Consider the following 16,073-nt stretch of genomic DNA (forward strand, 5'->3'; position numbering starts at 1 on the left):
TTACATACTGCTTTAAACTAAAAAAACACCGCTTAGGCGGTGTTTTTTTATGGGCGCGATTTAGTTCGTATTGTTGTGTAAGTGGTTGTTTGTCAAGCATCAAGGATAAACAGGCTTAGCTACTTCATCGCAGCTAAGCCTGGCACTAAGGCTCAATATGTTATTGCTGCGGACTGTTGTTAAAAGGCGCAAGTACTCGCGGTAGCACGCCCTGTAATTTAGAAATTGCCACCCCATAGTTAGTGATAGGCACCTGCCGCCGTTGACATTCACGGATGCGACGGAGCATTTCATTGCGGTTAAACATACAAGCGCCGCAGTGGATGACGAGGGCATATTGTTCTAAATTATCGGGAAAGTCGTGCCCAGATGTAACTACAAACTGGAGTTGTTTGCCGGTGTAGCTATTTATCCAGCGGGGAAGTTTAACTCGGCCAATATCGTCCTCCTGCACATTGTGACTACAGGCTTCGGCGATGAGCACTTTATTACCATCTTGCAATTTATCTAAAGCATCAGCTCCCGCAGCGAGAACGGCTAAATCGCCTTTAAATCGGGCAAATAAGGTTGAGAAGGTGGTGAGAGGGACTGCGTCTGGCACTGTGGCGGCGACTTGCTTAATCGCTTGAGCATCAGAAATCACCAGCTTAGGCGTAACCACTGATAATGCCTGCGTTAGTTCTGTTTCTTTGACGACCATTGCGATGGCGCTGCGATCAAGCGCCTCACGCAGTATCTGCACCTGTGGCAGGATCAAACGCCCCTTAGGTGCGGCCATATCGATAGGGACGACACAGAGAATAACGTCACCTGCTTGATAGAGGTCGCCAGCTAGGAGCGGCTCCTGCTTATACTCCGCAGGTGCTAATTCGACCATCAACTGCTTAAGTTGTTTACCCGCAAGACCTGTTGCGGCTGAGACCACAATAAAGGGTAAGGATTGAGTCTGGCAAAAGGCAATATCCTCAGCTTTGGGGGTGCAGATATCGGCCTTATTGAATACCACAAGTATTGGCATTTCTAATTGCTGTATTTCGTCAATTAATGCCATGTCTGAGGGGCACAGCCCGTGCTCATCAACGACTAAGAGTGCCATATCGGAGCGAAACAACACTCTGCGAGTGGCGCTCACTCGCATCATTCCTAATGTCCCTTCATCGTCTATGCCAGCGGTATCGTAAAAGGTCACTGGCCCTAAGGGTTGTAACTCATAGGCCTTGGCCACGGCATCTGTGGTTGTGCCTTTAATATCGGATACTATCGAGATCTGTTGCCCTGCGATCATATTAAGTAGGGAGGATTTCCCAGAATTACGCCGACCGACCAAGGCGATATGGTAGCGCATTCCTCTTGGTGCCGATTGGGTTTGGCTATGCTCTTGTGGATTAATGCCTTGACACATATTGGGTCCTTTTTGAATCACCACGGCTAAAGGAGGGGATTAGCCCGTGGCGTTGAATTTGCTGGCAGACTTGGTTAAGTCGCTCTGCTGCTGGGTTTTTTTGCTGGTTTTTTCCAGGATAGATGCTGTAATCGCCACTGACTTGTGCTGGGGTGAAGGAGGGCATAAGCACATTACATCCGCGTTTGAGTGCCAGTTCCCTTGCGCCTTTTTCGAGGGCGTCGAGGGAACTGGTGGCAGGAATATTCGCCCCCGGATTCATCAGTCGCAAAATAGCGCTAACCCTATGACTCTTAAGGGCGCTGCCATTGGGGGAAGTCGCAAACGGTGTTTGGTTATGGGCAATAAAGGGGCCGCAGGCCAGCATATCAAGCTGCAACTCCGATAAATGCTGAATATCACACGCTAAAATCGCATCAGTCATTCCCGGTAAATCGACAATAATCCCTGAGCCAGTTTGATATCCCAGAGACTTAAGATAATTGAGCCTTGCAATGCGCTCGTCAAAATTGGCTTTAGGGCGACACCGAGCAAAGAGGGCGCGGTCGAAGGTTTCCATTTTGAGTAAATAGCGATCGGCACCCGCCTCTCGCCAGCTTTCCAACTCATGATGTTTGCGATCACCGAGGGAGAGGGTGATTGCTAGGTTATGGCGCTGCTTAATTTCACTGATAAGGCTACTGATGCGCTTGCAACTGTAGCTAAAATCATCCCCCGATTGCAGCACTACAGTACCTAGTCCCAGCTCGGCAATGCTATCCACTGCGTTAAGGATTTCTTCGTTTGAGAGTCGATAGCGTGTTACCTGCCGATTTTCGGTGCGTAAACCACAGTAATGGCAGTGGTTACGACAGTGATTCGAAAACTCGACAATGCCGCGTAAATACACCTGTTGATTAAATTGCAATTTAGTGGCGAGCTGGGCGCGACTAAATAGCCATTCATCGTCTTGCCCCTGAAGTAGCGAAAGGATTTCGGCATAGGAAAACGCTGTGGGCTTAAGCAAGGTCGGTTTAACGGACGTTGGCTGAGTGACTGGCGCTGGCGGGCTAGGGCGAGTGATCATTAGTTACGCCCTTTATCTAGCTCAATCAAGCTCTGATACCAAAGATCGCCCACTGCGCGGCGGCATTCATCAACATAACGGCCTAGGGCCACTTCTACCGCGGAGTTTTGCTCACTGGGGATGCCTGTATCAAACCAATCGATTAAGCTGTTTGGCGCAAGGCCTAAAGCAAGGATGTCAAACTCCAGCCAAAGCCCCTGAGCTGAAGTGGTATGGCTATGGGCGTAGTGGCCGACAAAGAGTCTATCGCCAATCAGCAATATAGGTTGCAGTGGTAGCGCTGGGGTCGACACTAAATTGACTGTCTCAGGAAACTGCGTTTTAAGCTCGGCGCACCAGTGGCGGGAAATATCATACAGCTGCTCAACCTCTTGCAGCGGCATCTCGGGCCTTAGGATGGTGGCAAACTCATCCCGCCATAGACGAGTGGGCTCAAGCTTAATCAGGGTGAGTTGCTTTAAGCTGGCGTTTTGTAGCCGCTGCAATAACAACTGCCCTACGGCATTATCGGCAAAATTACTGTAAATGGCCGCGTGTAGCACGATTTCATCAGCGCGTTCTATCGCATTGAGTAAGGCGCTAGTGTTAAGGCCGAAATGCAACTGCACGCCGAGATCTGAGAATAGATAAGATGCCATTTATAGATAGATATCCCGTTCACCCGCATCGGTTTTTTGCAAGCAGCCGCGCACATTGCGCGCCCGTGACGGGCTCATTTTAGCCAGTTCTCGCTCTATCAGGGCGTTACCGGCCTCGCGAGTCTTTTCACTGGCGTAATCGTTCAAATATTCCTTAAAGGTGATCAAGGCATTGGGCTGGCAGAATTTGCCAATAAACTGCTGTTTGGCTAATCCCATAAAGTGATCGCCAGTTCGTCCTTTGCGGTAACAACCCGTGCAGAAAGAGGGAATAGCATCTGAATCAGTCACTAGCTCATAAATAATATCGTCCATCTCTCGTTGATCACCAAGGCTGAATTGCTCGGCATCATGTTGATTTTGTTTGCTGTCTTGATAACCACCCGGTGCGGTACGCGAGCCTGCGCTGATTTGTGAAACCCCGAGTTCTAACAGTTCTTTGCGCAGCGCCGCACTTTCCCGCGTGCTCATAATCAGCCCGGTATAAGGCACGGCAAGGCGAGTGATGGCAACAATGCGCTTAAAGCAGTCATCATCGACCTCATAGGGCGGTTTTTCACTGATAGCCGAACCATGGGCAGGTTCAATCCGCGGGAAGGAGATAGTGTGTGGGCCAACGCCACAGTCTTTTTCGAGTTGCTGAACATGGGTGAGCATGGCGAGCAGCTCAAATCTATGGTCATACAGGCCAAAGAGCGCGCCGATACCGACATCGTCGATTCCTGCTTCCATCGCCCTGTGCATGGCGTAGAGGCGGTATAAAAAGTCGGTTTTTTTACCTTTAAGATGGACTTGGCTGTAGGTGTCTTGATGATAGGTTTCTTGAAAGCATTGATAAGTGCCTATCGCCGCGGTTTTAAGTTGCTTAAAGTCCTCCACACTCATTGGCGCGCAGTTGACGTTGATACGACGAATTTCTCCGCCCTTGCCCTGCTTAACGCTGTACATGGTTTGAATACTTTCAACAATGGCTTGCACATTGTTGCGTGGATGCTCGCCATAGACAGCAAGGATCCGTTTGTGACCCATTTCTTCAAGGATCGTAACTTCTTGGCGGATCTCATCCTGTTTTAAGGTTTTACGTTTGAGCTCATGGTTATCGGCGTTAAAGCCACAATAACTACAACTGTTGGCGCAATGATTCGAGACATACAGCGGCGCAAACATCACAATACGGTTGCCGTAAATGGTGTTCTTAATCTCACGGGCGACGGCAAAGAGTACTTCATCCAGGGCCTTATCTTGGTTTTGCAGCAAAATGGCGGTCTCGCTAATGCTTAAGCCTTCACACTGGCGCGCCTTGTCGAGAATGGCGAGGACTTGCTCGCGACTTGGATGACTGGCGTCGTCAATGGTCTGCCAAATCGCTTGATCGTCGATAAAGCTGACGTTGGGATTATAGTCAGTGACGGTAATGGAATGATGCTCGTGTGTGCTCATGGTTATCTATGCCCTTGAGTATGAATGCGAAAATGCGGCAGTTGTGAGCAACTGCCGCTGGAGACTTAGCTATTTGCTTGTCAGTTGTTCACCGTTAGTGGCGACGGGGGCAATTTCATTTTTAACCCACAGAGGGGTGTACTCAGCGGCATCATGGTAAGGCACATTACCGTGGATCATCATGGCCTTGAAATCATCAAAGCGGTACACCGCGAGGAAAAGATGCACGGGTAAAAAGGCGGTTAACACTAAGCCTGACACTAAATGAGCCTGACCTAAAAACCACACTATATCCCGCGGCGCAGCGTGGGGGATAAGCCATAGCACTAGACCAGAGAGGATAAGCACTGTGCCGCCAATCAGTACGCAGGCACCAAAGAGTTTTTGGCCTGAGTTGTATTTGTTCATCGGTGGAATAGGCACTTTTTTACCCAGTAAGAATTTCTGTGGGTAGCCGCCTAACACCATAAACCATTTCACATCGCGCCCTGAGAAACTAAACACACGGGCGATAAACAGTACCACTCGATCGAATGCCATGATGGTAAATGCCACAGCATCGAGGGCCATAACAATCCCTGCAATAATGTGCACATCATAGGTTAGCTGCATACCTTCTTGGGAAAGCGGTTTAAAAAACAATAACAAACCTGTCGCGGCTAATGGCAAAAAGCTGAGCAGCAGGATGTAGTGGAAGATCCTGACGTTTAGCGGATGTTTTAAAATGGGTCTCATATCATGTTCTTGATGCATTTCTCATCTCCAATCAAGAGCTTAATTTGGTGCGATCGACAAAGTGGGTGTGTAGCAGCTCGTGGGACATATGTCCTAATGGCTCGCCACCGAACTCTTTGTAGTACTTTTCAACTGCGGGGTTGGCGTGGCTGACACGTTTTTTCGCTAGGCTATCGTCCTTATATAACCCTTGGCTTCTGGCCTTAATGTATTCATTCCGGCGCTCAAGTTTGCTGGTAAACCAGCCGATAGGGATCGCGAGCGCAGCCACAAACGCGGCGCCGACAGCCATAAATTTACGGCGTGACAGAAAGAAACTGTCCTCGGCAAATAGGTGTTTTTTCTTGTTCATTTCTGTTTCCCGTTAAATGTTACCAAGCCATGAAGAGCCTTTACCCTCAATAGGTTGACCTCCACCGTTAACGCAACCACCTGCGCAGTTCATCACCTCAATAAAGTGGTAGGGAGAGGTGCCTGCCATCACATCGCGTAGCACGGGTTCGATGTTGTTGCCCATGTCATGCACTACGGCGACATTGACGGTCACATTTTGTTTAAGCTGGGTATCAAACAGGCTGACAGAGGCTGATTTCACCCCTTTTAGTCCACGTACGGGTTCAAATTCCAACTTAGCCATTTCAGCGCCAGTCAGCACTTTATGGGCGGTACGCAGTGCCGCTTCCATCACCCCGCCGGTTGTACCAAAAATAGTGCCCGCGCCTGTGTATTCAGAGAACAAACTATCACCTTGATATTCCGCGGTATTAGCGAGATCGATATCAAGCAGTTTGAGTAACTGTGCCATTTCCCTTGTGGTGAGCACGGCATCAATATCTTGGTACGAAGGCGTGTTAGCCCCGTGTTCCTGATGATATTGCCAAGCCGAGTTAAATTCGGGGCGTGAGGCTTCGAGTTTTTTCGAGGTACAAGGCATCACAGAGACGGTGAAAATATTCTCCGGCTGCATTTGATACACCTTGGCGCCGTAAGTTTTGGCAACCGTTCCGGCCATTTGCTGGGGCGATTTGGCGGTTGACAGGTTAGGTAAAAGTGCAGGGTAGCGGGTTTCGAGGTAGCGTACCCAGCCCGGGCAGCAGGAGGTGAACTGCGGCAATGCACCTGCATTTTCTTCACCTTTGACATTGGCATGGAGGCGATGAATAAACTCACTGCCTTCTTCCATAATGGTGAGATCGGCGGCAAAGTTACAATCAAAAATCTTAAAGCCCGCCTGATTCATGGCGCCATAAAGTTTACCCGTCACCAATTCGCCCGTGCCTAAGCCAAATTCTTCACCAATCGCCACCCGTACCGCAGGCGCGATAATGCCAACGACGGTGGTATTCTTATCGGCGAGTTTTTTAATCACGGTTTCAAGGGCGCTGTGGGTTTCTTCAATAGCGCTAAAGGGGCAGTTGATTAAACACTGTCCGCAACTTAAACATTTATCTTCATCGATAGAGTGCGCTGCACCCGAGGCACCATTAATGGCGTGGGTTGGGCAGAACTGTTTGCAAGCATCACATCCTTTGCATTTGGATGCATTAATCTTGATCAGCCCTCGGATTTCTCCTGGTTGATAAGTTGTCGCTGTCATAGGATTTTGCGTTCCTCATTTTCAACCTGAATTATATTTTCAGTGTTATTTAATGTGTTTGTTAAGTGCTTATGTTGACGGTTACATTTAATTTGTGAAATTTTAGGCGGCTGGATGATAGGAAATTGAACCTATGAAAAACATGATGGTGATCAAGTTTTATGGTTTTTGATAAAACAGGTGTTTTTAATAGTATTATTTGCGTTTTTTGAGTTTTTTTGAGAAATAAAAATAACAATCTTGGTTAATTTTATAGCGGCGGATTTTGTATTTTTTATTTAAATACAGTGTTTTATTGTTATTTTTGCGTTTGCCTATCACTATTTGTAGTGTTTTAAAGGCTTAGATTGAAATTTGTTGGTTAATGTGGCTTTTATCACTAGATTTTATTTTTAGGTTGGACAAATTGTCCATGTGTAGTCTTGCTTTAAATAATACTAATTAAGACGCTTTGATTGAGTTTTTGGTGAATTGATAATGCGGCAGATCACAAATTGATAAATTACATAAAATAAAAACCGTCCAAGGAATATTTCTTGGACGGTTTTTAAAGATGCTTAATTTATATTGATTAAATTAAACGGTTCATATTAGGGCGTGTTGACGTTTCATGGTTATTTTTGCAGCAATTAGGCTGGCTTTTATGCAAGGCAAAGTCCGTGCAGTGTAGTTATTCTACATAAACGGACGATAACGCGGCAGAAAAGCCAGCCAAATGCTGCCCGAAGGGTTCGTCTGGCAAGCCCTTGCTCTTTGTCACTCGTCATTTGAGTAGAATAACTACACATCATTCCTCGTTTCGCGAGCACGAGCTTGCCAGAACGAACAAAATCTAATCTCGAAACGTCAACACGCCCTAGTTAATTCCATTATCATTAATCATGACAGATTAATAATAATTAGTTTCTTACTAAATCCAGTTCTTTAATCAGATTATCGGCATGGTCAACTTCATCCATCATCCATAGGATATAACGAATATCCACGTGCACGGCACGGGTGATGGTGGGATTGAAAAACCAATCCTTAGTAATTGCTTCGTAGGTGGAGTCGAAGTTAAGTCCTACAAGTTCCCCTTTGCCGTTAAATACGGGTGAGCCTGAGTTGCCACCTGTGGTATCTACGCTCGATAAGAAGTTAACTGGTACTGAGTTGAATTCTTCTGGCTTGTCCAAGCAAGAAAACAGACGGCAAATCCAGCCACGGGGATCTTGGTAGACAGATTTCACTAAGTGATCGCCAAAACGTTGCTCGTGAATCGCATCGAGCAATTTTTTCGGGGCATTATAGGGCTCAACACCGGTGTGCTTAGCTACTATCCCATCAAGACGTGTAAATGGCTGTTTGTACAGCGCATCGCGGGATTGATAACCATCGACCATACCGTAGCTGATGCGTAGCGTACCGTTAGCATCGGGATACACTGGCCAATTGTTGGCTTTGTAGTAGTCGATAACGGCTGCCATGTAGGCTGGGCGAGCGGTAGACAATTTACCTGCAAGGATTTTTTCTGCTTTTTCCTGCGCCATATTGGTGTCATACAGCGCGACTGCAAGGCGGATAAACGGATCGCTGCTGGTTTCGAAGGCCTTGGCATCGGCGTTCATCCAGGCCAAACGTTGCGCTTGGTCTGTCAGAGTGGTCAGCGAATACAGGCCGTCGAGTTTAGCCTCTAGACTGACGTTTTTATCGTCCAAATTCAGCATATTGTCTAAGGCCGCAACACGGTTTGGCTGCGATAAATAAGCATTTAAATCTTGTAACCAGAGGGTTTTATCGACTTTAACATCAAAACTAGAGTCGATACGTTTTAAGCGCGAGCTGAACATGGCTAAGTCGCGCTCTTGGTAACCGATTTCACGCTCGGCATCGCTCTTTTGCTTTTCTTTCGCTAAGCGGTAGAGGTTGTTGGCCGCAGTGAGCAGTGTGCTCGATTGGGCGTTGGTGAAGTAATAATTGGTTTGGGTTTGCAGTTGCTGCTCGGCCAGTAACACTTCTAGTTCGCTGATAAGATTTTGATTAAGGCTAGAGTTTTTCTTTAACCAAGCCAGAAAGTCATCTTCACGTTGCTGCTTAATGCCGACGATATCTGTGGCTTTAAAGCCAGCCAGCAGACCGTTGAGCTTTTTCATCCGGTTCGCCATAGACGCCATATTGCCCGCATATTTAATCGCGATGTCGGCATCTTCCTGACCCATGGCTTCGATAGTATCAATCTGTAATTGATAGCGTTTTGCCTGAGTTGGATACACCCAATCACTGGCAAATTTAAGCTCGCTAGTGAGATTGTAACGGTTGGTCGTGCCAGGATAGCCTGCCACAAACACGCCATCGCCGGCTTTCACGCCATCGGCGTTCACTTTTAAATAGCTTTTGGGCGTATAAGGAATGTTATCTTCGCTGAAAGCCGCAGGTTTTCCGTCTTTACCCACATAAGCCCGTAGGAAGGCAAAATCACCCGAGTGGCGTGGATACTCGTAGTTATCAATATCACCACCGTAACCACCAACACTTTCAGGTGGTGCATACACTAGGCGCACATCGCGGATCATCAATTGCTTGATGAGGTAATATTCCAAGCCATTGTGGAAGCTGCGAACGTTACAGCGGTAATTATCATCGGCTTCACAGCTTTTGATTAAGGCTTTGCTGTGATTCTCAATCTCTTCGTAGCGTTTGAGTGGATCTTGGCTTAAGTCTTTGGTGACCTCAGCGGTGACATTGGTCACGGCTTCGGTGATGTATAAACGCTCATTGGGACCGGCCGACGGTTCTTTATCCATTGAGCTGGCTAAAAAGCCTTGTTCGAGATAGTTATGCTCTTTCTTAGTGTTATATTGTATCGCCTTGTAGGCACAATGATGGTTTGTCACAACTAGCCCTTGGGGCGAGACAAAACTGGCGGTACAATAGCCCAGCCCGACAACGGCGTTCATTGGATAACTGGTGAGATCGGCCAGCTTATCTGCGGGAATATCAATTCCACGCGCGCTGAGTTTGTCTGCAATAGAAGGCATTTGATAAGGTTGCCATTGCCCTTCATCGGCTGTTGCAATGCCAGAGGTCAGTACTAAGGCTGCAACCAATGCAATACGCATGTTCTTTCCTTATTTTTAGTTTGAGTATCCGTTGGGTGAGATAACAGGCCAGTGTAAACCACCTGTTTGCTTGACGGGGTTTTATATCATATTTTGTTAAGTTGTTGGAAATCGGGAGTGTTAATGTCACAACAAGGTGCTTTTAAGCCTAAGAGTAAGCCAAGGGATTTGCAGGTCGATAGCCTCAAGCTACCGCCGCATTCAATTGAGGCTGAACAATCGGTATTAGGTGGCCTCATGTTAGACGCCGACGCTTGGGATAAAGTAGCCGAAACGGTAGTTAAAGAGGATTTTTATTCTCGCTCGCACCGGATGATTTTCGCCGCCATGCACCGTTTAGTTGAAACAGGCCAACCTATCGACTTAATTACGGTTTCTGAACAGCTTGAGCTTGAAAACCAACTTGAAGAAGCGGGCGGCTTTGCCTACTTGGGCGAGATTGCCAAAAACACCCCGAGTGCGGGCAACATTGTTTCCTATGCTGAAATTGTCCGTGAGCGCGCAGTCGTACGTGAGATGATCCGCGTTGCCCATGAGATTGCCGATGCGGGTTATAACCCTGAAGGCCGCGATTCCAGCGCTCTACTCGATTTAGCCGAGAGCAAAGTCTTTAAAATTGCCGAGCAGCGCACCAATGCTAACGAAGGCCCTGAAGGCATCAAAACCATTCTCGAAAAAACCGTTGATAAGATTGAGCAGCTCTACAACAACCCCCACAACGGTGTAACCGGGGTATCGAGTGGCTTTACTGATCTCGATAAAATGACAGCAGGCTTTCAATCCGGTGACTTGATCATCGTGGCGGCGCGTCCGTCGATGGGGAAAACGACCTTTGCGATGAACCTGTGCGAACAGGCGGCGATGAATGAAGACAAGCCCGTGCTTATTTTCAGCCTCGAGATGCCCTCAGAACAGATCATGATGCGTATGTTGGCCTCTTTAGGGCGCGTTGATCAAACCAAAATCCGTACCGGACAACTCGATGATGAGGATTGGGCGCGGGTATCCTCGACCATGGGCATTATGCTTGAGCAAGGCAAGATGTATATCGATGATGGTTCAGGCTTAACGCCGACCGAAGTGCGCAGCCGTGCCCGCCGTATTGCCCGCGAGCATGGCGGATTATCGATGATCATGGTCGACTACTTGCAGCTGATGCAAGTGCCGGCATTATCGGACAATCGTACCCTTGAAATTGCTGAAATCTCTCGTTCTCTTAAGGCATTAGCTAAAGAATTAGAAATCCCCGTTATCGCACTTTCCCAGCTTAACCGCTCGCTCGAACAACGTGCCGATAAACGCCCTGTGAACTCGGACTTACGTGAATCAGGTTCTATTGAGCAGGATGCGGATCTCATCATGTTTATTTACCGTGATGAGGTGTATAACAACGACTCTCCCGATAAGGGCACGGCGGAAATCATTATCGGTAAACAGCGTAACGGCCCCATTGGACGTGTGCGCTTGACCTTCCAAGGCCAGTTTTCCCGTTTTGATAACTATGCTGGTCCTCAGTTTGAAGAAGATTAATTCCCGGTGTTAGAAGATAAGCAAAGCTTATGTATTCTTTTTATTTCCAGACTTTTCCAAATAGACAAGGCAAATTTTGAAACCTTTTCCTCGAGCAGAAATTAGCAGTACTGCACTGCAAAACAACCTCGCCGTTTTACGCCAACAGGCGAGCAGCAGCCAAGTGATGGCGGTGGTGAAAGCCAATGGTTATGGTCATGGATTATTAAATGTCGCTCATTGTTTACATACTGCCGATGGCTTCGGCTTAGCCCGTTTGGAAGAGGCATTAGAACTGCGCGAAGGTGGTATTAAGGCGCGTTTATTATTGCTGGAGGGCTTTTTTCGCAGCACCGACTTACCTTTGTTGGTGGAGCACGATATCGATACTGTGGTGCACCACGAATCGCAAATCGAGATGTTAGAACAGGCACACTTAACGAAGCCTGTCACCGTGTGGCTAAAAGTCGATTCGGGGATGCATCGTTTAGGGGTCACGCCTGCACAATTCACTGCGGTTTATGCGCGTTTGGCAGCCTGCGAAAATGTTGCCAAACCTATTCATTTGATTACCCACTTTGCCTGTGCCGATGAGCCAGATAATCATTACACTCAAGTACAAATGCAAACCTTTAACCAGTTAACTGCGGATTTACCTGGGTTTAGAACCTTAGCCAACTCGGCGGGTGCGCTTTATTGGCCTAAAAGCCAAGGGGATTGGATCCGTCCAGGCATTGCGCTCTATGGCGTATCTCCTGTCACAGGAGATTGCGGTGCGAACCATGGTTTGATCCCCGCGATGAACTTAGTCTCACGTTTGATCGCGGTGCGTGATCATAAAGCGGGTCAACCTGTAGGTTATGGTTGTTACTGGACAGCCAAACAAGATACTCGCCTTGGGGTTGTCGCGATTGGCTATGGTGATGGCTATCCGCGGAATGCGCCTGAAGGCACGCCTGTATGGATAAATGGTCGCCGAGTGCCGATTGTTGGCCGCGTATCTATGGATATGTTAACCGTAGATTTAGGCCAAGACGCGGCGGATCAAGTCGGTGATGATGTGCTACTTTGGGGGCAGGCTTTACCCGTAGAGGAGGTGGCCGAACACATTGGTACCATCGCCTATGAATTAGTGACTAAACTGACTCCAAGAGTAGCTGTTTGCTTAGCATAGTTTGCTCAAATTAGAATGACAAAACGGCGCTAATGCGCCGTTTTTCTTTATCTAGCATACAGTTAATCGATTTACTGATTTGGCTATCAGGTTCGCTCTAGTGGAGCAAAGCGTACCCGTTACAGCCAACCAAACATCCAATATTTTCCTACAAACTTATGATATTTAATTAATTTTCGAAGCAAACTTCGATAAATGCAGTTCCGTAAGAACTGGTAAATGGCATGATAATTTTGGTGCCGTTGGCTTTATGGGAAATTGTATGCCCTTGACCTGAAACGACCATTGGTGTTGCCATTTCGAATTCGTAACCCTTTTGTCCTAAAAGATTTTTTGCGCCCCCCGTAACCATATTAGTGATTTCACCCACCAGATCGGTTACTTCTTCATTTATTTTGCCGGGGTTTTCGCCCAGCATATTTTGCATGATTTGCAGTACCAGTTTTTGCTCAAACGTAATTGAAAGTGAGCCTTTGGTTTGTGGCCCAACCATACCAATCAAACCTGATACATCGCCTTTGGCTAAGTTGTCAGTTTTGATTTGGGGTTTACCTGGCGTGAGCTCTAGGCTGGCCATGGTCGAAATAACATTGAGCAGCGACTGCAAAAAAGGATTAATAAAATTGACGTTCATGCTTCAGTGTGTCCTCTTATGAACTTAAGCCTTATGGTCACCACGTAATTAAGGGTAGTCGAAAAGTGGCTTGACCACAGCAATCTTAATCACACTCTATCAGCTTAGATGACACAAATGGAAATGTGAGGTTAATTTCACGATTTTCTTGTTATTTATCGTAAAAGTCTTTTTACCAAAAGCCACGCTACAAGCGGTAAAAGAGCCGCGTATTCTGCATGTCCCCTCAATGAGTCTAAAGGCACGTTTCCACCGAAAGGTTGATGATTCGAATGAGCATGCCGTTAGGCTATGAGTGCGATAGCTTGAATGTATGCGAAAGATTTTTGAAGGAAATTTTCATTTCTATCATAGGCGTATCTTTAACCCTACCAATGTAGCTACAGTCGTTTTGCTATGCCTAACAACTATAAACGGCTTAAACTGTGATTTACATTAAATTATAATGTAAATGATAATAATTATTGATCACAAAAATAATTTTACATATATTAGCGGGCGATTAACAGGTGGGGGACATCTGTTACAGGGTTTAGTCCGCAACAGGAATGCTTTAAATGAAATTTGCAAAACGTCGCAATGGTCGAGTCACGCTTGGTGCCCATGTTTTAGGTTCGTTAACCATAGGGATGGCGGTTTCTGCTATCCCTGCTATGGCAGCGGAGCAGGCACAAGTCGCAGATAAAAAAGTTGAACATATTGAAGTCAATGGTGAGTACTTGGGTTATAACACCCGCAAAGTACAATCGGGTAAATTTACCGAAGACCTGCTCAATACTGCGAAAACTGTAACAGTCATCAATCAAGATCTGATCAAAGATATGGGCGCGCAGAGTTTTACTGATGCGCTACGAGCGACGCCTGGTATTACCTTGGGTACTGGCGAAGGGGGGAACCCCTACGGTGATAGGCCGTTTATTCGTGGATACGATGCTCAATCCTCTACTTTTATCAATGGTATGCGTAATGTGGGTTCACAAAGCCGTGAAACCTTTAACATTGAACAAATTGAAGTCCTGAAAGGCCCAAGCTCTGTCTATAACGGCCGTGGCGCGGTTGGCGGTAGCATTAACATTGTGACCAAAAAAGCTCAGGCTGAAGATTTTATTAACGCCGATGTTGCCGTGGGGACTGATGCCCTCAAACGTGCCAATGTTGATATTAACCATGTGATTACCGATGAAGCTGCGGTTCGTGTCAACATGATGGCTCACGATGCCAACACTCCTGGACGTGATGAGGTCACAGGTAATCGTTGGGGCGTTGCACCGTCTGTTACCTTTGGGTTAACGACGCCAACTAAAGTGACCCTTGAATATTATCATTTTGAAAACCATGATATTCCTGATTATGGTATTCCCTACGATCAGGCGACAGGCAAACCTGCCGATGTCGATCCCGACAATTTCTATGGCTTATTATCGCGGGATTTTCGCGATACGATGGACGATACAGCTTCGGTGTTGATCAGCCATGATTTTAACAACGACATGCAGTTCACTTCGACGTCTATCTATAGCCGTAACAGCAATGACTATATTGTGACTAACCCAGACGACACCACTGGCAACGTGGCTAATGGTTATGTTTGGCGAAACACTAAGTCGCGCCATTCGGTCACTAAAACCCTAGCGACTCAATTGCAACTCTCGGGTGAAGCAAAACTTGCAGGAATGACTAACCGTTTTGCAGTCGGTACTGAACTCAGTAACGAACGTACTAGCAATTTGAGTTACACCGTCGATACGGGCAATGGTCGCAACGCGGGTTGTAATCAGGCAATGCTGGATAACTACAACTGTACGTTGCTGGATAATCCGAATCCCCACGATCCTTGGGTTGGTACGATTACACTCGGTACCGATGCGACAGTGACTGAAACCGATACTCGCTCTATCTATGCCTTTAATACGATTGAGTTAACTGAAGCATGGATGGTTAACGCAGGTATCCGCTGGGATGACTATACCACCAGTGCTGAGAACTCAACCTCTCGATTCAGCAATGATGCTGATTTCTTCAACTACCAATTGTCGGTGCTATATAAGCCCGCAGAAAATGGCAGTATCTACGCTGCGTGGGGCACTTCCTCTAATCCACCTGGCACGTCTAACGGAGATGGGGCAGATCGTCTTGGTAGCACTAACGCCGATTTAGAACCAGAAGACACCGAAAGCTACGAGTTAGGCACTAAATGGGATCTTTGGGAGGGGCGTTTATCTCTGAATGGCTCTGTATTCCAAATCGAGAAAAACAATGCCCGCGTTGCGACCTCTGGCGATCGTAATGCACCGCAGGAAAACGTCGGCGAGCAAAAAGTCAAAGGCTTTGAAATCGGCTTTTCCGGTGACTTTACTAAAGATTGGCATGGTTTTGGTGGTTATACGTATTTGGACGCTACCCTCGAAAGCAATGGTTACAACGCTGCGCTTAATGGTAATCGCTTCCCTAATACAGCCAAAAATAGTCTTAGCTTATTCACAACTTACGATATTACCGAGCAGTTAACGGTCGGCACGGGTGCCTATTATATGGACAAAGTGTATGGCAATACGGCTAATACGCTGTCAATTCCGTCTTACTGGCGTTTTGATTTGACCTCATCCTATAAGATGAGCGAATTCTTGACCTTACGCCTGAACGTTCAAAATCTAACGGACGAGCGTTATTACGATAAAGCGTACACCGCGCACTTTGCCAATATGGCGCCTGGACGTTTGGTGATGTTAAGTGCCGATATGCACTTTTAATATCAGTGAATGACGATTTGAATGGCAGCC

At 47.0% G+C, this 16,073-nt stretch carries 12 protein-coding genes; 3 read left to right on the forward strand and 9 right to left on the reverse strand.

Annotated elements, in window-relative coordinates; all coding sequences use genetic code 11:
- Positions 1-160: 160 nt before the first annotated feature.
- From hydF to CEQ32_RS20025, 8 genes are all read right to left on the reverse strand, one after another.
- A complete protein-coding gene (gene hydF, locus CEQ32_RS19990) occupies positions 161-1,402 on the reverse strand; it encodes a [FeFe] hydrogenase H-cluster maturation GTPase HydF (protein WP_055647690.1) in 1,242 nt (413 codons plus the stop codon).
- Entirely contained in the window at positions 1,386-2,468 is a 1,083-nt protein-coding gene (gene hydE / locus CEQ32_RS19995) for a [FeFe] hydrogenase H-cluster radical SAM maturase HydE (protein ID WP_082389637.1), read from the reverse strand. Before hydE ends, hydF begins: the two co-directional genes overlap by 17 nt.
- The gene (locus CEQ32_RS20000; protein WP_055647691.1) at positions 2,468-3,106 is read right to left on the reverse strand and encodes a hypothetical protein; all 639 of its coding nucleotides are present in this window, start codon (positions 3,104-3,106) and stop codon (positions 2,468-2,470) included. The genes hydE and CEQ32_RS20000 overlap by 1 nt, the downstream gene beginning before the upstream one ends.
- Positions 3,107-4,546 carry a [FeFe] hydrogenase H-cluster radical SAM maturase HydG gene (hydG, locus tag CEQ32_RS20005; RefSeq protein ID WP_088586694.1) on the reverse strand — a complete coding sequence of 480 codons (1,440 nt, stop codon included), beginning with the start codon at positions 4,544-4,546 and terminating at the stop codon, positions 3,107-3,109.
- 69 nt (positions 4,547-4,615) lie between these two features.
- A complete protein-coding gene (locus CEQ32_RS20010) occupies positions 4,616-5,299 on the reverse strand; it encodes a cytochrome b/b6 domain-containing protein (protein ID WP_037427165.1) in 684 nt (227 codons plus the stop codon).
- A gap of 13 nt (positions 5,300-5,312) precedes the next feature.
- On the reverse strand, positions 5,313-5,633 hold the full coding sequence (gene hydB / locus CEQ32_RS20015; RefSeq protein ID WP_023268564.1) for an iron hydrogenase small subunit HydB: 321 nt from the start codon (positions 5,631-5,633) through the stop codon (positions 5,313-5,315).
- A 12-nt stretch (positions 5,634-5,645) separates the two neighbouring features.
- The gene (gene hydA, locus CEQ32_RS20020) at positions 5,646-6,878 is read right to left on the reverse strand and encodes an iron hydrogenase large subunit HydA (RefSeq protein ID WP_069454275.1); all 1,233 of its coding nucleotides are present in this window, start codon (positions 6,876-6,878) and stop codon (positions 5,646-5,648) included.
- Between the two features lie 899 nt (positions 6,879-7,777).
- On the reverse strand, positions 7,778-9,976 hold the full coding sequence (locus CEQ32_RS20025; protein WP_088586695.1) for a S46 family peptidase: 2,199 nt from the start codon (positions 9,974-9,976) through the stop codon (positions 7,778-7,780).
- A 123-nt stretch (positions 9,977-10,099) separates the two neighbouring features.
- On the opposite strand from CEQ32_RS20025, the gene dnaB reads away from it, so the two are divergent.
- Positions 10,100-11,506, forward strand: a complete 1,407-nt coding sequence (gene dnaB, locus CEQ32_RS20030) for a replicative DNA helicase (protein ID WP_037422109.1) — start codon at positions 10,100-10,102, stop codon at positions 11,504-11,506.
- 76 nt (positions 11,507-11,582) lie between these two features.
- Positions 11,583-12,659: an alanine racemase gene (alr, locus tag CEQ32_RS20035; protein WP_088586696.1), complete on the forward strand. Its 1,077-nt coding sequence runs from the start codon at positions 11,583-11,585 to the stop codon at positions 12,657-12,659.
- 169 nt (positions 12,660-12,828) lie between these two features.
- Here alr and CEQ32_RS20040 read toward each other — a convergent pair whose 3' ends face one another.
- The gene (locus tag CEQ32_RS20040; RefSeq protein ID WP_037422113.1) at positions 12,829-13,293 is read right to left on the reverse strand and encodes a chemotaxis protein CheX; all 465 of its coding nucleotides are present in this window, start codon (positions 13,291-13,293) and stop codon (positions 12,829-12,831) included.
- A 557-nt stretch (positions 13,294-13,850) separates the two neighbouring features.
- Between CEQ32_RS20040 and CEQ32_RS20045 the strand changes: the two genes are divergently transcribed.
- On the forward strand, positions 13,851-16,043 hold the full coding sequence (locus CEQ32_RS20045; protein WP_088586697.1) for a TonB-dependent receptor: 2,193 nt from the start codon (positions 13,851-13,853) through the stop codon (positions 16,041-16,043).
- Positions 16,044-16,073 lie beyond the last annotated feature (30 nt).

Origin of the sequence: Shewanella sp. FDAARGOS_354 (assembly GCF_002209245.2) — a bacterium.
GTDB lineage: Bacteria > Pseudomonadota > Gammaproteobacteria > Enterobacterales > Shewanellaceae > Shewanella > Shewanella xiamenensis.